The 18,633-nt window shown below is 53.9% G+C and carries 21 protein-coding genes; 4 read left to right on the forward strand and 17 right to left on the reverse strand.

All coding sequences use genetic code 11. From position 1 onward, the window contains the following. Positions 1-315: 315 nt before the first annotated feature. From VSX58_RS13670 to VSX58_RS13685, 4 genes are all read left to right on the forward strand, one after another. A complete protein-coding gene (locus VSX58_RS13670) occupies positions 316-1,248 on the forward strand; it encodes a formate/nitrite transporter family protein (protein WP_327618570.1) in 933 nt (310 codons plus the stop codon). A gap of 332 nt (positions 1,249-1,580) precedes the next feature. Next, complete coding sequence (locus tag VSX58_RS13675; protein ID WP_233963553.1) at positions 1,581-1,757, forward strand: hypothetical protein; 177 nt, start codon at positions 1,581-1,583, stop codon at positions 1,755-1,757. A gap of 120 nt (positions 1,758-1,877) precedes the next feature. After that, complete coding sequence (locus tag VSX58_RS13680) at positions 1,878-2,057, forward strand: hypothetical protein (RefSeq protein ID WP_327618571.1); 180 nt, start codon at positions 1,878-1,880, stop codon at positions 2,055-2,057. Beyond that, the gene (locus tag VSX58_RS13685) at positions 2,054-2,275 is read left to right on the forward strand and encodes a hypothetical protein (protein WP_327618572.1); all 222 of its coding nucleotides are present in this window, start codon (positions 2,054-2,056) and stop codon (positions 2,273-2,275) included. The genes VSX58_RS13680 and VSX58_RS13685 overlap by 4 nt, the downstream gene beginning before the upstream one ends. Here VSX58_RS13685 and VSX58_RS13690 read toward each other — a convergent pair whose 3' ends face one another. The 17 genes from VSX58_RS13690 to VSX58_RS13770 form a co-directional block, all read right to left on the reverse strand. Beyond that, a complete protein-coding gene (locus VSX58_RS13690; protein ID WP_327618573.1) occupies positions 2,276-2,905 on the reverse strand; it encodes a hypothetical protein in 630 nt (209 codons plus the stop codon). Beyond that, complete coding sequence (locus VSX58_RS13695; protein WP_327618574.1) at positions 2,905-4,995, reverse strand: phage tail protein; 2,091 nt, start codon at positions 4,993-4,995, stop codon at positions 2,905-2,907. The genes VSX58_RS13690 and VSX58_RS13695 overlap by 1 nt, the downstream gene beginning before the upstream one ends. A 59-nt stretch (positions 4,996-5,054) precedes the next feature. Then, positions 5,055-7,532 carry a discoidin domain-containing protein gene (locus VSX58_RS13700; protein WP_327618575.1) on the reverse strand — a complete coding sequence of 826 codons (2,478 nt, stop codon included), beginning with the start codon at positions 7,530-7,532 and terminating at the stop codon, positions 5,055-5,057. Position 7,533: 1 nt separating this feature from the next. Further along, complete coding sequence (locus tag VSX58_RS13705; RefSeq protein ID WP_327618576.1) at positions 7,534-8,427, reverse strand: YmfQ family protein; 894 nt, start codon at positions 8,425-8,427, stop codon at positions 7,534-7,536. Continuing rightward, complete coding sequence (locus VSX58_RS13710) at positions 8,424-9,599, reverse strand: baseplate J/gp47 family protein (protein ID WP_327618577.1); 1,176 nt, start codon at positions 9,597-9,599, stop codon at positions 8,424-8,426. The genes VSX58_RS13705 and VSX58_RS13710 overlap by 4 nt, the downstream gene beginning before the upstream one ends. Continuing rightward, positions 9,589-10,038 carry a phage GP46 family protein gene (locus VSX58_RS13715; RefSeq protein WP_327618606.1) on the reverse strand — a complete coding sequence of 150 codons (450 nt, stop codon included), beginning with the start codon at positions 10,036-10,038 and terminating at the stop codon, positions 9,589-9,591. Before VSX58_RS13715 ends, VSX58_RS13710 begins: the two co-directional genes overlap by 11 nt. After that, the gene (locus VSX58_RS13720; RefSeq protein ID WP_327618578.1) at positions 10,035-10,613 is read right to left on the reverse strand and encodes a phage baseplate assembly protein V; all 579 of its coding nucleotides are present in this window, start codon (positions 10,611-10,613) and stop codon (positions 10,035-10,037) included. The genes VSX58_RS13715 and VSX58_RS13720 overlap by 4 nt, the downstream gene beginning before the upstream one ends. After that, on the reverse strand, positions 10,610-11,662 hold the full coding sequence (locus tag VSX58_RS13725; RefSeq protein WP_327618579.1) for a phage baseplate assembly protein: 1,053 nt from the start codon (positions 11,660-11,662) through the stop codon (positions 10,610-10,612). Before VSX58_RS13725 ends, VSX58_RS13720 begins: the two co-directional genes overlap by 4 nt. Further along, complete coding sequence (locus VSX58_RS13730; protein WP_327618580.1) at positions 11,659-13,062, reverse strand: DNA circularization protein; 1,404 nt, start codon at positions 13,060-13,062, stop codon at positions 11,659-11,661. The genes VSX58_RS13725 and VSX58_RS13730 overlap by 4 nt, the downstream gene beginning before the upstream one ends. Before the next feature lie 63 nt (positions 13,063-13,125). Then, positions 13,126-13,413, reverse strand: a complete 288-nt coding sequence (locus VSX58_RS13735) for a zinc ribbon domain-containing protein (protein WP_327618581.1) — start codon at positions 13,411-13,413, stop codon at positions 13,126-13,128. Between the two features lie 84 nt (positions 13,414-13,497). Next, positions 13,498-15,297, reverse strand: coding sequence for a lytic transglycosylase domain-containing protein (locus VSX58_RS13740; protein WP_327618582.1), 1,800 nt, complete (start codon positions 15,295-15,297; stop codon positions 13,498-13,500). Between the two features lie 135 nt (positions 15,298-15,432). Continuing rightward, complete coding sequence (locus VSX58_RS13745) at positions 15,433-15,705, reverse strand: phage tail assembly protein (protein WP_327618583.1); 273 nt, start codon at positions 15,703-15,705, stop codon at positions 15,433-15,435. 1 nt (position 15,706) lies between these two features. Further along, a complete protein-coding gene (locus tag VSX58_RS13750; RefSeq protein ID WP_327618584.1) occupies positions 15,707-16,075 on the reverse strand; it encodes a phage tail tube protein in 369 nt (122 codons plus the stop codon). Between the two features lie 10 nt (positions 16,076-16,085). Further along, a complete protein-coding gene (locus VSX58_RS13755) occupies positions 16,086-17,579 on the reverse strand; it encodes a phage tail sheath subtilisin-like domain-containing protein (RefSeq protein WP_327618607.1) in 1,494 nt (497 codons plus the stop codon). Then, positions 17,576-17,752: a DUF2635 domain-containing protein gene (locus tag VSX58_RS13760; RefSeq protein WP_327618585.1), complete on the reverse strand. Its 177-nt coding sequence runs from the start codon at positions 17,750-17,752 to the stop codon at positions 17,576-17,578. Before VSX58_RS13760 ends, VSX58_RS13755 begins: the two co-directional genes overlap by 4 nt. Before the next feature lie 3 nt (positions 17,753-17,755). Continuing rightward, on the reverse strand, positions 17,756-18,295 hold the full coding sequence (locus VSX58_RS13765; protein ID WP_327618586.1) for an ATP-binding protein: 540 nt from the start codon (positions 18,293-18,295) through the stop codon (positions 17,756-17,758). Continuing rightward, a complete protein-coding gene (locus tag VSX58_RS13770; protein WP_327618587.1) occupies positions 18,292-18,630 on the reverse strand; it encodes a head-tail joining protein in 339 nt (112 codons plus the stop codon). Before VSX58_RS13770 ends, VSX58_RS13765 begins: the two co-directional genes overlap by 4 nt. Between the last annotated feature and the right edge of the window lie 3 nt (positions 18,631-18,633).

Consider the following 18,633-nt stretch of genomic DNA (forward strand, 5'->3'; position numbering starts at 1 on the left):
TCCCCGAGCCTGCTCAACCCATGAGAACGGGGAACAAAGGCGGGATATCTGCCGATAGTGTAACATTTTATGGCCCCGCTTCTACTTTGGCTTGTACATTCATACGCTTTGCGGCGTTTACCAGAGCATTCTCAATCCATCCCCGCCCGCTCGGGCGGAAATCACGCGCAGAGTCATGACCGGCATCCGCGCACAGACGCCGTCGATACGACGAGAATAGCATAGGGTCGGCAAGCCGGTGACGCCGGCGCTACCCTATAGGGTGAAAACGACTACGCTTATCACAATAAGAAAAAGAGATCGGAGAGAGTTCAGATGAATCAACCGCCCGTCACAGAGCGCGCCCATCGGCTGCAAACCGGCAGCCGCCGTCACGATCGCCAAAACGTCGAAGAAGTGGAAAGCGAAGAAAAAAGCCAGGGGAAAGAGATCGAAATCAATGAAGATACGCTGCCGTCGCCTGCCGCCGCCATACATGAAGAAATTCGTCAGGAGGGGGAGAAAGAGCTGGAGCGCGACGCCATGGCGTTGTTCTGGTCGGCCATTGCCGCCGGCCTGTCGATGGGCACCTCGTTCATGGCCATCGGCATGCTGCATAGCAACCTGGAGGGCGTGCCCGGCGGTTTTTTGCTGCAGTGTTTCGGCTATACCATCGGCTTTGTGATTGTCATTATGGCGCGCCAACAGCTGTTTACCGAGAATACCGTCACCGCGGTGCTCCCCATTATGCAAAACCCCTCCCGGCATAACTTCTACCTGTTATTCCGGCTATGGGGGGTGGTGCTGGCGGGCAATCTGGCGGGCACGGCGCTTGCCGCTCTGGCATTCACCCATATGCCCGTTTTTGACGGCGCCACCCGCGATGCGCTGATCGAGCTATCCATGAAGGTAATGAAGAATTCGCCGACGGAGATGTTCGCCAACGCGGTGGTCTCCGGCTGGATCGTCGCCACGATGGTCTGGATGATACCGCACGCCGGTTCAGCCAAAATTTGGGTAATCATCCTCATGACCTGGATGATCGCATTCAGCCATCTCACGCATATCGTTGCCGGCGCGTCGGAAATTTTTTACCTGGTGTTTATCGGCAATATCGCCTGGCAGGACTTCATCTGGCCGTTCGCCCTGCCGACGCTGGCGGGCAACATCATCGGCGGCACCTTTATTTTCGCCCTGATGAGCCATGCTCAAATACGTAACGATATGAGCAAGAAAACCCACAAAGCCGCGGCGCGCAGGAAAAGATAGCCCCGAGGCGAGAGGCCCCAAATACGCTCGACTGCTGACAGTTTAAGCAAACGCGCGGTTAAGTGCTTATTATCCGAGTTAAAATGAGTATAATGGCCCCGCGTTGCGTCCCCATAGTTAAATGGATATATGAAATAAAAGCAATAACATAATGTTTTAATTGCAATTTAACCTCAAAAATTCATTATTTATGTACTCAATTATGTACACACAATAAATTCATTCTCGAAAAAATTTTAGATAATACTCGTTGACAACTAGCACCAAAGGGGCTATTATTTATCACATGAGGTAGCGGAAAGGCCGCAGCCCAAACCCGAAAGGAAGAAAAGATGAGCACGAACGATATGACTACCGCCGAACTTGAAAAGATTCACGCTGAAATCGCCAAGTTAATGGCCGAGACAGCAAAGATTAACAGGGAAACAATGTGGTATCCCGTCGCTGTCGCAACAGGTCTGATCGGTGCGGTAGCTACAGTAACAACCATCATCATCAAGTTTATCTAACAGAAGCCCCGGAAGGGGCTTTTTAATAGGTGCAACATGCGATTGTTCAATGAGTACACTCCACCATCACCAGATGATCTAAACCGTCTGAAGGATGCACTTGGCTATACCGGTAACCAAATGGCGGACCTGGCAGGCGTCGCCAGTAATAGCCAGTGGCGAAAATATACCGGTGGCGAATCGCCGCGGGCGATGTCTCCGCATATCCTGTTCTATATGGCTGCACAGCTTGCGCTCACTGACGACGAGCTACAGCGCGTTATCACGAAAATGCATGAGATTGGAGCGGAAACACGGTGAGACAAATCGATTATCACGGAGCGACGATCTGCATACTCGACAAGAATGACATGCTCACTGACTGTCCCGCCGACTCATACGCAGTGATCGAAGATTCAGGTTTCTATGTTTCTGTATGCGTCGGAGAGAAAGAAGCGCCGGCGATACACATCGATCCCGTTCCGACGCTTGAAGACGCACTAGACATCATCGCTGGTCACTTATCTTTTTTTGCATGATTACAACGTGTAATCTATTAACTGCCCCTGTGGAAATGTGAACGTCCATATTATATTGCTGCCCTCTTCTCTCCATTTCCACTTCAAATAAACCGTCTTACCAATGTGGTTGGAGTAATCGACAATGTTTTTATTAAGTGCTATCGCAATTCCCGATCGCAATGAATTACCGACACCAGATATATCTGTGACAGACAGCCTTACGTTATTATTCGGCCCGACATAACTACCGTTGTTATACTCATAGAAGTCATACACTGTGCCAGATGATGCAGAAAACGACGTTGTAAACGGGATTTCTTCGCCATTTGCAGTCACAAGTGAAATTCTTGTGTAAACAATGCTGGCGTCGGCTGACGATCCGTCAAGTAGCGGGATATAACTATACGCTGACGCCGCTCCGGTGTTGTTATAATAACCAGCATCAGCAGATTGCCACGTTACTGATGCATTTCCTGTGTCGTACGCAAGTGATGCGTCTTGCTCTACATAATTCGGAAATACCTTCTTAAACGTTCCGTTATCATTCACCCATGCGGCATTGACAGATTTAAACGCCCCCCCGTAATTAATATTCAGCGACGAAATAGGGGCGAAAACGCCCCCTTCTGTTTTGCGATAAATTGGCATTATGCCTCCGTTTGATACCACATATGACCTGCAGCATAGCCGCTGGCGTCGGTCGGCGCGGCATCGGTCGATATCGTATAGCTCACGCCCAGGTTCTCGCGTGATTCTGCTACGTCCGCAACATCAGACAGATTGTTTTCTAAGGCAAGGAAATCCCCGCCTGATTGCTCCCATGCGCCAAATTCCTGCGTTGCCGTGTCAGTACAATAGCGGTGATAAACGTCCGTGCTGTTGTACGGATAATAAATCTGCCGGACGCCGGTTCCGGTGGTTTTGATAACATCAAGCATGCCAGCCAGCGCGACGGGGTAATGCATGGCGGTGGTCGCGTTGCTCGCCAGCGACTGGAATTTGCGCCCAGGCGAAACAACGGTGTTTAAGTCAGCGGTGCCGAGCGATTCCGTGTCCTGCGGAACGGCGCCGACATCTGCTGCAGCCAGACTGTCTTTCGTCGCCAGCGCTTTCAGCCCCAGATTATTCCGTGCCTCTACTTGTGCTGCTGCACCAGCGCCAGCAATTTCCGACAGATTCTCGCTGATCTGCAGATAGACTTCCGGCACCTCCTCTTCAGTTGCCGTAATCGTGATCGACGCAGTTACGCCAGAACTGGCCCCCGTCAGAGATAATGTAACTGTGCCCGCACTACTGATTGTTAATGCGCCACCAGCTGATAGTGAGGCGACTGATGCGTCAGATGACGCAGGATTAATGGCCTCTGTATAGCCAGCGGGCGAGTATGTAACTGGGATATTGTACGTATTCCCAGCAATAAGCTCCGATGGCACCGTGCCAATAGTGATTGACGTGAGATAAATATGCTGCGTTACAGTAGCCGTTGCGGTCAGTCCGGTCGTCAGACTGGCAATAATCGTTTGTGTACCGCTCTGTCCTGCGGTTGCGGTGTACAGTCCATTGCTGTTGATGCTGCCGAGCGCACTATCTGAGACCGCCCACGATATCGTGTACCCCTCCGCCGATGCGACGGGGAGAATAGTGCCGGAGAATTGCCGTGTGGTCCCTGCGTTGACCGAAACAGACCCAGGCGTGATAACAATGGATGTCGGCGCGCCGGTGCCCTGCTCTGATTCTGCCTGATCTGTTTTGATTATGTAGTACAGTGAAATGTCAGCGGGATGGAGTTCTGCCACCTCACCGTCACCATCTAAATCAGTGGGTTGCTTGCCCGTAAACAGGGAATAACCACGGGCTTGCGTCGGGCCCACACCGACAAACGAATTAGATTTATCATCGCCGTATACGCCCCGCGCGCCCATTTCCTCGCCGATGTCTATAAATTCCGTCTTCCCAATGACATAGGACAAAAACACATCATCCGCACCGAGGCCATTATCTCTATTCATTTGCCCCGTAAAATGCCGGTGATCCCATTTCGCCGCGCGTAACGTGCCTACAGGGTTCGTATCGCTGGCACCAATAACATAGCGGTCGTCCGCGTTGGGTACGCGGCCATCGGGATATATTGATGCCAGAATTGGATTTAGTTCTGTATCAAATGCCTGTCCGTTGGCTCTAAGCCATCCGGCCGGAATAGTTGACTCTGGGCCACCCCACAACCCAATAAATCCAATATTCATCAAATAGGGGCTAAGATCTGATTTAAATGCGTTCAGGACCGGGGGCAATCGCCGCGGCGTAATAACCTGCTCGCTCCCCTCACCCGATATCGCTTCCGATTCGGTGGCCTCGCGCTGGATGTAAGGCTGCCATTTTGAATCATCCGTTCCTGGCACCTGCGCGAGGTTATTATCCAGCAAGGATAAATACAGGTCACCGTTATAATAAACCACAGCCCCCTCGTAATAGGGGATGGCGCTTTCCCAGTCCGGGTATCCATAATTTCTGTAATGCGTAATAACCGCCGATATTTTCCCGATTATTTTACTGATTTGCTTATCATCATTTACGTCAAGGTCTTCACCCGCTCCCTCAACAATGGCGACCAGTTCCCGCTGAACGGTATTAAACCATCCCGCCAGCAAATGAGTAGACTTAATACCGGCAGCGGCAACACCGTCAGTAAATTCACCGTTATCATCTGCGGTATTCGTTACCGAACCAACTTTTTTCATGAGTGCTCCAGAAATAAAAAAGGCCGCTATATGCGGCCGGGATGTTTTGATGGGAATTTTTACGGAATCTGATACGCGAGTTTGTAATTGCCTGCCGTGACGGTTTTGAACGTAACGCTATTGGGGCGCCAGCGAATCTCCACCTCCGCCGGCGTCTGCAACTTCCAACTCGATGCTTCGTTGACGTTAAGAGCCAGGTTATCGATCGTCACCGCGTCTGCCGCCGGGTCGGTGATATCCAGCGCCAGCGCGAACGCCAGATCGTCCGGCACGCCGCCGTTGTCGCCGAACAATAACGCCCATTGCTCAGTTGTGATGGCATTCAGTGCTGCCGGCGTCATGCCCTGCGCGATGAGTTTCTCCGCGCTTGCCGTGTTGGCTGACAGAGCTCCGATGGACACCCATGCAGAGCCGTCCCATGTGATCCAGTCGGACAGGTCGCGCGACACGGCCGCTCGCACCACGCCGGCGCCGGTTTGCGTGGCGGTCAGGGTTACGGAATTGACTTCCGAATAACTCGCAAGCGCACTAAGTGATTGCGGAATGACTATTTGCGGGTGAGGCGTGTAAACTGTATTTATATTTAAACTTGCGGGTGAATAAATTGAAATCGGTAATAATCCAGCCAAGACATCACTAACTATTTCTCCCGATGATGTAAAACCTGTATCAAACCCATTTTCATCTGATGGGGTGGGAACTAATGATAACTGGCCGTTATTAACCGTATAAAAATCCCCACCAGCACTGTTAATTAAAAGAGAACGTCCCGCAGGAAATAAAGATAGTTCTTTCAATGCCACATAATTATATGAACTGCCGTTTTTCGCCGTAATCAGCAAGCGGTATTTCGAAAAACTTTTCTCCGTTTCTATGCCAAACTCTCTAATCGCTCCCGCGCTATTGTTTGTATCTGCAGACACTTGATGCAAAGTTTCCCACACACTACCGTCATTGCTTCCCTGTAACTGCCAACTGTTGGGGCTCAATACCGCATTGGAATATGACCGATTAGTTAGTGAATAGCCAGACAAAATGACTGAATATGACAAGTCTACTCTAAGCCACTGAGGCGATGACTCGGTGGGATTGGTATTTGCCGCTGAAACCCATGCATCTCTCGTATCGCCAGCAGTATCCTTTCTGTCAAAGGCAAAATATGGCATATAGTTAGTACTATATTGAGAAGATGCTGACACAGTGAATCCATCTTGCGAATTAGATGCCATTGCGGGAACCAGTGATTCATCAATCATATTGATCGATATTGATTCACCATCTGCTTTTATTTCCTGAGAATAAAAAACGCCATCAGAACTCAGCGCGTATGTTTCTCCGATATAAGATTTTGCAGCACCATCAAAAATAACCGCACTCGTAATATTGTAATTGGAGATATTGGACGCGCTAAAATCATCAATTAAATATGTCTGGTTCTGTGCGCCCGCCTCTTCTTTCAGCGCATACGCGTAATACGAATAATCAGATTGAGCCGAGAAATTAAACACATGATTTTGATTCGCCGTTGCACCATCGCGATCAACAACAATATAACCACCGCCTCCGCCTGAACCACCCGACGCACTGATAATCGTTTTCCCGCTGACAGGATTTTGCCCCAGCGTAACGCCCGAACCCGCTTCCAACGATGCGGTAATCAACGCCTGCGCCTGCTGGGTGAAGTCCGTGATATCCGCCGTTGTATGAGCATGAACCGCCGCCGCGGCACCCATTTGCGCGGGAGTTGGTGCTAGATTGCCGGAACCTAACAGGGAGTTGCCGAACAGCGAGCGAATGTTGGAGCCGGATACCAGCGCAGCCTGTTTCGCGTTCCACGCTGTTTTTTCTGCCGCGCTGACGAATTTACGGTTAGTTGTCTCGTTAATCTGGTCTGCGTCGTAATCCCCGGACTGCGCAGTTACCGCGCCAGTGCGTCCGTAGACGGATGAAACACCGGAAACCGTGGCCGCTTGTCCCTGCACCCAATTTGCCGCCACAGCCGGGTTATCGCCGCCGTTCAAGTAAAACAACGTATCAATGTCGGCCTGCGCACAAATTGTCAGGTTCGACGACGACGCCAGCGCCAGCCGCGCCACCTCATCTGCAACAACAACATACCGGGACGTTAGCGTTTGCAGCATTGCCGCAGGGATTTTGCCGGATGCGTCAAGCTGCAGCCAGCCGTTGCCGGCATTCGCCAGTGATGCCTGAACATACCGCGCATCGCCGCGCAACTCATCGAAATACTGCGTATGCGGGTCGGCATCATTAAGATGCGCAGTCATCAGGCCGTCTGCCGTTCCTTCATTGTCCGCAGATACATCGCCAGCGGTTAGCGTGACGCTTCCTGTTTTACCGTTTACGGATGTTACCTGCCCCTGAATTCGCTGACGCAGCCACGCGGTCCGATTCGCCAGCGCCTGAGCCTGCTCGTTTGCTGGACCTAACTCTGCGCCATCCCACCCTTTTACGGGCGTGTCAACATCTAGGCGCGGCACGTCCGCGGTGAATTCTGCGGTTTCGGTCAGATTCGCCATATTATCCTCTGTACGTGTGCTGGCCGCTGTACGTCACAGCCCCATCAAAAAAAAGATTCGTAGCCACCTCGCCCGATTCGACGTTTTCCCATTCACACAGCGGCGTTAATACCTGCGCGCGGGCGACTACAGTGAACTCGTCACCAACGGATGGCGTCGTACTGAAATGGCCGTTGGCATCAGTAACCAGACGCTCTGTTACAGTCCCGCCGCCCGGCAGCGTGTAAATCAACGTGACATCCTGGTCGGCGGTATCAATGCAAGCGCTTCCGGTTAAAATTCCGGACAGGATGCCATCAACGTAAGTAAGCGAGATGCCTATGCCATACAGTGCTATGGCGTCATAGGATGTCATCAGCTTGGTATGAGCGGGGGAAAACTCTTCCAGCCGGCATAGCAGCAATTTCAGCGTGCACGCTGCGTTGCTGGCCGCGTCGGTAACAGTAACCTCCCACACATACGGCCAGCGATCCCCATTTATCGCATCACCACATACGGATAATCCGCAACGCGCCGTGCGAAATTGTTTAATGGATATGCCATACCCCATTGCCTCCAGCAGCGAGGAAAAATAGGCTGCTGATTGCCCGCCGGTGCCGATCAGTTTCGACACTACCGTCTGCCGGCGAATTATTTCGTCATTGGAGGTATTGCATGCGCAGTCGTCAGGGAGGCCCAGCGTAGCCTCCCACTCCGGCAGCAGCGCAGAAGCAGTTGCCGGAAACGCGTCCACCAGCAACTGTATAGCATCAGCATCGTTTTGCTGATACGCGGCCGCCAGCGCCCGGATCAGGGTTGTTATTACTGAATCGGAGGCGCGAGGCCAGACGCGGCCAACGGGGAATAATGATTGGATGGCTGAAGTGTAATCGTCGATACTGTAACCCGCGCTCATGTGTACTCCATGTTACCCAGAACGGGTAACTCGCCAGTATTCAGGGTAATGTTTGTGGAGGGAGAGGTCAGAACAAAGCCCGTCGAACCAGGAACGTCTGCGATGGCATAGACCAGATCGGATAGGTATATGACACCGGCACCGGCATCACCACGCGGATCGCCTTTATCGAAAAACACGCTGTTGATCGCTTTGGCGATGGCTGATTTCACCGTGCTATCTGCACCCGCGATACCATCGATTACAAAATCTACGGCCTTGACTATCGGTGAGCAGACCCAGACGAGCGCCGTTACCGGCTGACGATTCCAAATATAGTCTGCAACAGCAAGCTGCACGCCGGTTGCTGCGCCTGTTCCTGTCCCGTCAATCCCCCAAACTTCTTTCGTGGCCACGCCGTCCGTGCCAACCGGGAACCCGGCATCGTTAGTGCGGTCATCACCATCCGTCATGATGTAGACACCGACAGAGCCTATCCCCAGCAAATGCTTTAAACACCATGCACGCGTGACGCCGGGAACAGAGGTGGCCCATTGGACATAGTCAGCCTCTGCGCCGCCCTGTAGCGGGTGTTGGTAGGCGTACAGCACACGAATTCGGAAATCGTCTTCGTCCTCGATATCCGCACCGCCGGTAGCTGCTGCTGTCATAGTGACGGTCGAATCGACGCCGCTCCACGATGTGTCCAGCGTCAGAAACGTGCCGGCGTCAGCATTACCGGCATCACCCCCGGCGCTGGCGTCATCAGCCGGATCGAGCAATACGGCCGTAATGCTGCCCGTCGCCGCGCCGTCGCTGCCGATCGTGATCTCCTCGTCCAGCGTGTACTGATAACCGTCACTACGGTTCAGCACGGCACCGGCGGATACCACCGATCCCGCAGTGCCGGTAAACAGGGCGGTCGGACTGGTCGCAGCCGTGGCTGCCTTGCGGTATACCGACTTCATCGCTCCCCAGGCGGCAAGATGCTCATCGGTGGCCGTGTATGGCACCGCCTGTTTTGCGATCCAATCAAGATAGCCGTAGTGGAGCCAGGACATGCCGGCATCAGCGTCGGCGATAACCCGCAGGTTGGAAAACCGCAGCAGCGCACCAACGTCTTTAAGTTCGGATTCGACGAACGCCTTGTTACGCTCACGTAGCTCTGTCAGTGTCGGGCGGTTAAATGGCATTGATTTGCTCCCATACCCAGTAGAATTTTATCGATGCCTGGTCCTGGCCCGGCTTTTGGTAAGTGATCGTGAGATAGAGCCGCGATGGATGTACGATTTGCGCTTCGGCTGCGATGGACGCGACCACGCCGTCATCAATCAACCATTTCAGCGCCTCGGCGGCATAATCCTCCGCGCGCTGAGCGGTCTTCGTGGTGAGTTTTTGCCGGTTCAGCAGCCACAACCGGGAGCCAATGTTGTAGCCGGCCCCTGAATCCCCCCACCAACCGCGCCGGTCGGAGCCGTCGTAATCATCATCGCTGCGCGCCTGGCGATCAGTGAACAGGCTAATCAGGATCGCCGTCCGCAGGTCGTCGCCTTTTGACAAATCCCCCCGCGATAGCTCCCAGTCCCCTCGCGCTTCATCGACTATCCACACAGTTTTAATGTCCGTCATCAGACCGTCTCCGTCGGCGAGTTGCTGATTGCCGTGGCGCTGCCGGCCTCGACATTCGGCACATCGTGGTCGTGCCGGTTATAGGCGTCCCGAAGTTGTTTCAGCGTTGAAGATTGGCTGTCACAGTTGTCAGTGATATCCCCAGTCACCAGCAGTTCAGGTGTTTCCAGGCGGATTTTTTCGGTTGCAACCACCGTCACCGTGGTGGCGTTTTTGACATCCACGGGTTGGCCATTGGCCTCAACCTCGATACCGGTTTCCGTCAGCTTGACGAACATCCCCCACTGGTTGTAGATCACCGTCTCGCCGGGTTTCAGCCCGGTATGCCGGTAGGACTGGTTATTAGTCGCGATCACTACCGCACTTGATCTGTCTCCCCCCAGGAACGCCAGTACCACATCACTGCCGGCTGGTAGCCCAGAGGAGAAGCCGAATTCCGCCATGCGGGGCGTGTCGCCACGAATCTCACCAGATGCCCGGTATTGGATTTTTTGCACCTTCCCGCCATCAGATGATCTCGTAACAGTCCCAAGACCCAGCATCATGAGCACCCGCCGGCAAAGCTCGTTCAAGTTCATTGCACCCACCATAGCTGTGAATAGAACTCGTAGGGCTGAACGATGAATGCTTCCGGCGGCATCAGCATCATGTGGGCGTGGGTGCCGTTGTCGTCACGGATAAATGTCACCTCTCCCAGCAGCCAGTTTTCGTCCACTAACCCTAAAGTGGGGATGTAGATCGGGATCAGAGTGTTCGGCTCCCATAACGCCCCGCGGCTGTCACGCCAACTGTCCACGGTGACACTTAGCTGCCTGGCGCGGCCGTAACGGCGGTTCATCTCCCACCGGATACAGTCATGCTCTCTCTTAGCTGCTTGCATTGTGCTTTCGACGATGATGATGCGTTTTCGGTAGCGCATTGTGGCGGCTTCCGGGTCGCGTTCAGTGGCGATCGTCACATTGCTGTAATCACCACTCAATGGAGTGGTCGACAATGATACTCCCACATAATCTGAGAACCGCTCATCTATGCTGGACTGATATGATGCCTCTTCAACGTTCCTTCCCTGCTCCACCCCGCTGGCGGCGGACTTCGTGCCAACGCGGGTCAGGTACAGGTTGCCGTCAGGCTGGTCGTAATACAGGAATGCTGCCCAGCGTGATATACGTTCGATGACTTCTTGAGGCGATTCACCCCAGTTGAGCGTTATCTGCGGGACAATAGTCATATCCGTGATGTCGCTCTTTACAGATATGCCGTAGGGTTGCGCCAGTTTCTGGGCTATCTGTAACGCTGTAGCCTGGCTAATAACGTTGTTCGGCCACTCCGCTGAGCAATCCACCAGGTCCTGACATTTTCCACGCCCCATCGCGCGGACTTCGTGGCGGGATCGGGCAATGCTTGACGCCCAGCGATCGATGTAGCCGGTTATCACCAGGTCATCACCCAGCAATACCTGGCACTCGTCACCGGGCTTTACGAGTTGCCGTTCTTTATCGGCGGCGTAGTAGTCCATCACCCCCAGATCGAAATCAGATGGCAATCGCTCAATGCCGCGCGTCACGCGCACGCGATCCCACCCCTTCAAGGATTTGTTTCCTACGATCAGCGTTAATTCGTCGGTCATGATGTCAGCGCCTTAAACGATGTGGGCATGAATGCCGGATGAACCGGATTGGCTGACTTGATCAGCCCCGCAGAACGTCCGGCGTCCTGGTAAAGTTGGTTCGCGATGGTCAGCGCCGGTCGGGCGCTGGGGAATGTCACCGTACGCACGCCGGCCAGATCTGCCCCGGCGTTTTTCAGCACCTCGGTGATATGGGCGCGCAGTATCAGCAGTTCCTGGTATACCGCCACGTATCCGGCGTCCGCAGCAGTAACGGCAGCCGCATCCAGTACGGCGATCACGCGGTTCAGTATCGACATGGCATCATCGCGGCTGGCTGGCGCATAACTGGCGGCAACGTAAGCCATTGCGCCTGCACTGATGATGTTGAGGTAGTTCAAAGTGGCCGACTGCACCGTCGTATCGCTATTTGATGCGTACAGCGTCGCGTCCGTTGTGCCGGAAAGACTCTCAAAAACCCGGATCTGGTCATAGACGCTCGGGACTGACTCAATAACGGCAGTGATGACCGCTGCGACATTATCCGGGTAACCGTCCGGCTCGTCGGTAGCCAGCAGGTTTTCAACAGTTGCTTCCACAGCGGCCCGATCTTGCACCACAGCCGCAATAGTAGACTCCACCAGGGCGTCATAATCGCTCGTATCATCGGCGATGCTCGTTGTGGCGGTTGAACCGGAACTGTTGCCGCCTACAGCCCCGCTGTTGTAACGCCCATAACGATCGCTACCGAAAGTGTCCGACAAGACATTACCCAGGTTTGTTACCTGATCCACCAGCGAAGTTACAGAATCCGTCCAGTGCTCGGCGGTTGATTCGATAGTCTTGATCGCCTGCGTAACGGTGCGGATTGCGCCCTTTACTGTCCCAAGGTAGGCGGCGGCAGTTTTTGACAGCAGAGATGCCCATGACGTAGTAACGGAGGATGTAGCCGTCGAGGCGTCGGTGATAGAGAACTGCTTTTCGCCGGACTCGATCAGGGTCAGGGTGAACGAGAACATGCGCCCCTGCTCCATGCTCTCCGAAATACGCAGACCGCCATCCGGCACGCTAACCGTCAGCTCGCCCAGCGTGGGATGAACCAACGTCCCAGCCTCCCCGGTTTCGCAGGCAGCAATCAATGAATCGCGCTGCGTGAACACATCAGATGCGGCGTATGACTGGCTGCTTTGAACGATAAACCCACGAATAGTTATCCGGCGTGCAGATCGCCCCATATCTTCAATCCAGGGCATGTCCCGGTATGGGTAATCATGCACGGCCTGCCGGCGACCGAATGCGCCATCAGCCGACACAACCGCGAACGGCACGCCGCGGAAAGATGCGGGCTGAAGGTGTTCGGTCCAGTCCCAACTATCGCTACCGGTGGAAACCAGACTTTGTAGGGTTGGAATTAACGCCATTTGCTTTCCTTCGGGTATAAAAAAACCCCTACTGGAGGGGTTCAATTTATTTGTGAGATACGTTTATCTGGTATGAGGCAAATCCCCACCACAATGTTTACATTTCACAGCTTCAATCCTAACAATCTCTGCGCAACTATCGCATTTCTTAAATTTTCTTGGGTTAGGGTTTTTAAAATAAAGAATAATCAAAACGACAAAATAAATAACTATCCCAACTATCGGCCCAAATAAAAAAGTAGGAAGGATAAAAACAACAAATCCATATAACCACCAGAAAAACAATGAATATCCCTTTCTATATGCCACTGCACCAAAAGCCAAACCAAGAATAGCAGCTATTGCAAACATATTTTTCCCTTATTTAATTTGCACTCTTCGATACAAAGATATCTCCAACTTATTGCAAAGTTATCGGCAGAAATGGAAAAATGTTTACCACGGCAGAGAGGTGGACACCTTCGCCCCCTGGCCGGTAACTGTCTGCCGATCTCCGGTATTCTGGTTTATCAGCGTGACTTCCACCTGGGTTTTGCTATCCACCATGCCTGCACGAACACCGTTTTCCACCTGCTGAGAGATTTCGGATACCGACCCGCCCCCACTAAACAGAGATTCCCGGTTAAACGTCCCGCCGGCACTATTTTCAACGGGATGATTTAGCGGCAGTCCAGGCATCACTTTTGCGAGATAACCCCGCGTTTCCGCAGGGGCTCGTCCAAGTCCATACTTCGACACGTTACCTTGCCCCCAGTTGTAGGACGCTACTGCTTTCGCCACATCACCATCAAACATTTTTAGCAGATCACGAAAATACTTCGCAGCGGCTTCGCTGGACTTCTTGAAATCCATCCTATCGGCCTGCGTATTCAGCCCATAATCGCGCCCTGTGGCGGGCATGAACTGAAATGGCCCCTGAGCCCCTGCTGGAGAATGTAAAAACCGACCACGGCTGGATTCAGCGTCGTATATCTTATCCAGAACACCGGACGGTAGCTTGTATTTCCCCTCCATTTGAGACAGCCACGCCTGTTCGTTCTGGTTCGTACCGGGGGAATACCGGGGATGTGTCGCAGCGTAAATGTCTCGCTGCAATTGTATGGCGGCATTGACCGGGCGATTCCACTGTTCGTATTTGTTTTTGACATTATCGGTCAGGTAACCAACATTAACGCTACCCTGTTCATCCCACGGCAGGGAATTATAAAATTCTTTATTACCTTCAATTTCTCGCAGCGTCTTAGCGGAGTCACTGCGAGTGATGCCCAACATATGGTTAAAACCAATGGTGTCACCATTGGTCAGAAAATCCGATATCCCCTCAATGCCATCTTTTACTGAACCATCAGACAATAGTGCCGACCAGAGAGTATTTGCCACCTTTTGCTTAAACCCATCCCAAGAAGCAGATAGCTCATTCATGGCCGCGTTGGCGTCGGTCAACTGATCGTTGAGCGCCGGGTCCATCGTCAGGCCGAAGTTGTCCGACTTCGTCAATAACTCCTTGTACTCGGCGCCACGCCGCAACAATGCCAGTTCGTGTTCACCGAATCCCAGCAGATCGGCGGCCGATTTCTGGTCTTGAGGGTTAAGCGTCGGTATCACGCGCGCCAAATCCTCGAACGTTTTCACAACATCAATCGTGCCGTCTTTCGTTTTCGCGATCTGAACGCCAAGCCGATTGAATACACCAATCACCTCTGGCGCATCTCCGTGTGTAGCGTCATAAAGCTTTTTGGAAAACCCCTCAACAGCCGCATTTGCTGACTGCGCATCCGCTCCTACAATTTGCAACGCACCGGAAATGCGGGAAAAATCATCCACGCGCATCCCTGCATTCTTCGCGGCTACGTCCAGGCGGTTGGCTCCTTCTGCCGCATGACGCAAGCCGGCCGCCGCCGCCGCAACTCCTTTCCCAATCCCGTAGGCCGCAGCACCCACCGCGCCGAACTTCAACGCCATGCCAGAGTATTTCCCGGCCAACTCGCCGACCATTTTCAGCGGCGGGACGATATCGCCGATGTGTTGAACGCTGTCTTTTGCCGACTTTCCCAGGCCGTCGATCACCTTATTGATTTTGCTCACACCGTCCGCGGAGTCGTTGCCGCCCAACTTTAATCCCTCACGGGTTTTGTCCAGTTGGGGATTAAGGTGGCGAATAGCATCTTCAATGCGAATGATCGCCGCAGACGCCTTGTCATCAGCGTTAAGTTGAAAATCAAATGCGTTAGCCATTGCCAGCCCTTATATTTTTGATGCGCCTGCCCTGGGACTCCCACCACTCCAAACAAGCACGGGACATGCCCCAGGCAACATGCGGTTCCCAGCGGAAATAGTAGGTAACATCAGCGGCCAGTTGCCGCCATTCCTCTATTTCCCGTATGTCAAAAAACCCAGTAAATAGCCCTCACAGGCACGGTAATCGGTAAACGCCATCCGCCCCAGCACTGACTCAGGGATACCGGAAACCAGGGAGATGAGCAGCCGCATGGCAGCCAGAGGGGAGGATTTGGATTCCTTGTCATAAAACTGCTCGACCTCCAGCAATGCCGGCTCACGCAGCTCGATCTGCTCCCACGCGGTTTTCTGCGTCTTGTCTTCCAGCGCCTTCGACAGGGTGATGGTTTTCGTTTTTTCCAGCATATTAATACTCCTTCACACTGCCGCCCTCGAAGCGGAGCGTAAACGTTGCGTTTTCCGATTCGACATCCTGGGTGTTGACCGACCACAACCCGGTGCCAATGATGGTTTTGCCGTTCGCCAGTTCAGCGGTGACCGTAACATTTGTCATGCCGTTGAAGTCCTCCACTTTTGCGCCGCCGCCGTCGCGCACCTGAATGGAAATAAACCCTACGGTGGGTTTTTCGCTGTACCCATGCACCCCATCCATTCCCACCAGCGAGGTACGCTCTACGCCGGACGGACGATACTGAAACTGGCCCGCGACCATAATGCTCACGCCGTCCACCGTGACATACGCGGTACCGGCGAGGCGATTCGATGTATCTGCCATGTTTTACTCCTTACGCCGACGCTTGTAGCCGGAACTGGTTGAGAACAGCGAAAATACGTAACTGGTTGATCAGTACGCCATCCCACAGCACATTAACCCGGTTCGGGTTGCGGCCGTCCTGCTCTACGATCAGCCCGTCGGAGAACCCGTCCACATCCTGCACATAGCCGTTGGCTTCCAGCGTGGTGTACTGCGCTATCAGCTCTGCCCGGATGATGTTCGGCGTCACAATCGCCTGCCCCGGCGCAAATCGCGTGCCATTGGCCGCCAGTTTCATGCGCGGGAACTTGGAGGTGATTTGGGTTTTCATGTAGCGGGTGACAAACGCCAGCAGGTACAAAGTTTCGATCTGCAGATAGCTGTCATCCTCCTCGCCGTAGCTGTTGCTCCGATACGTGGTGATAGTGTTTTCCACCTGCACGGAATCATCGTTGGCAACGGTAAACGTTGAGATGCCGCTGAACAGCAGATTATTGCGCTCGGTCCATTCGAAACGGCTTTCCGACGACGGTGCCAGTACGCCGGAAATGTTCAGCGTCTGAGTCGGACGTCCCGGATCGTTGCGCAGCGCAGGTGCAATGGCGCCCACCAATGCAGCCGCCCAGATATACGGCGGTGTCGGAGAGTCATAAACGCCCAGCAGGGTTTCATGCGGGTTATTGCGGGCCTCACCGATAGTAGTCAGTTCGCCGTAGGTGCCTGCCACGCAGCCGAACGAATGGCCGTAGAGCAGTTGGTTATAGCTCCAGCGGCCGGTGGAGTCGTCCAGGAACGATTTTACGGCATCCAGCGACGTGGTGTCCGTATACGGATTGACGATAAAGTCGTAGGTCGTATCCCCCAGGTTCGCCAGTGCGTCATCCAGCTCGGGCGCGCCCGCACCGCCGGACATGGCGACAACGGCCAGGGACAACCCGGCCGGCGTGGATTCCCCGCCGGCGATACCCTGATAGTTCTGGCGAATATCGATAGTGTTGCCGTGGGCACCGCGGTTCTTTGCGGTCAGCGTGATAACCGCGGCTACAGCGACAGCGGTTACAGGCATACCCGATTTTGCATTGATTTTTCCGGCCAGCGCGGTCGCGATTTCGTTTACCGTATCGGACTCGGTAACGGTCAGTTGGACACGCAGCCCGGCAATGTACAGCGAAATGACGCCCGTTGCCGTGGCGGCTGATGCCACCGTGATCGTGCCCGTCGCCGCCGTCATGGATGTGGTGTCGTCGGCCAGCGGCAGAACATGGATAATCGCCGACGCGTCATTTTCCAGGTACGCGGTGATCAGCGAATGCAGCATTGAGCCGTTTCCATACAGACCAGCCGCTGTACTGGCGGCGGCGGACACGGCCGGCACGTTCGCCGCCTGTGAACTGCCGTCCAGCATTTGCCCGATAATCAGGGTCCGCTGGGTCGCCGTGGCCGTATTGGCCTGCGAGTTGTCAAACTCCGCATAGAACAGCGGCACCCGGATCTGATCGGGAATTTTCGAGAATGAGACCATTATTCAGTTTCTCCAGTTTTGGCTCTGGAGGATTTCTCCGTCACCAGCTCCACATCGCCATCGCGCAGGCGGCGGCGCCAGAACGGCGAATCTCCCACCTCGGCGCCGGATTCAGGCAAAAGGACACCCTTGACCGGGTCGCGTACAGCGCGCCCGGCGGTCGGTTTAACTTTCATGGATTACTCCAGATCGATTTTTACGATAGGTTCGGTGGTGCCGTCCGGCATCTTGACGGTGACGTCAATGCCCTCCAGCATATGGGTTTCGATGGGATAAAAATCCTCGGGGCCCTGGTAGTATTCGATATCGATTTCCATCAGCAGTTGGGCCAGATGCCCCTCGCCGCTGGCGTCAATGTCAATCGTCGAGCGCACCTGCATGAATTGCTGTGTCTGACGGGTGAGGTCGTAACTGTTAATGACCGCCCGCTCAATTTGTTCCCGCAATGTTTCCAGTGCCACTTCGGCTTTGGTTGCGCCATCATCGAAATCGCCGTCCAACTCCTGTAAACGCCCGGTGATCCGCACCGTTGTAACGGTGTTGAACTGCGGCGCGTTGCGGCCCAGCGAATCCTTTACGTCCATTGGGGTTTGCACGAGAATAATCGGATACATATCCTCTGACGTCGGCCAATCCCGCGGGGAATAGACGCGATCTTCTGCGTCAGTTTTCCCCTTTATGGCGGAAACTACCAGCACTCGAATATCGGCGGCGTTCATGACGATGACCCCACGCGATTAAGCTCCAGACGCATTCCGCCGTGGCTGTCCGGCTGGACGTCACTCACCACGAACAGGGTTTCTACTCTGTAGACGTAGACCCGGTCCCCCTTTTTCGGCAGGGCAGCGAATGAGGCATCACGAACGCCCAGGACGGGGCGCGTGGTGTTTACCGTCGGATCGCCGGGGTCCATAGGTTCAACATCGCGGGTGTAGGCACGATCAAAAATACCTGTAATGTCGTATGCCTCCGCACCCGTCGGACGGTAGTTCACCGTCTCACCAAAGACGTTTTGCAGCGGTTGCAGCAGGTTGATATCCCAGTTCACCGGCATAGG

This window comes from Brenneria populi (assembly GCF_036016195.1).
Lineage (GTDB): Bacteria > Pseudomonadota > Gammaproteobacteria > Enterobacterales > Enterobacteriaceae > Brenneria > Brenneria populi.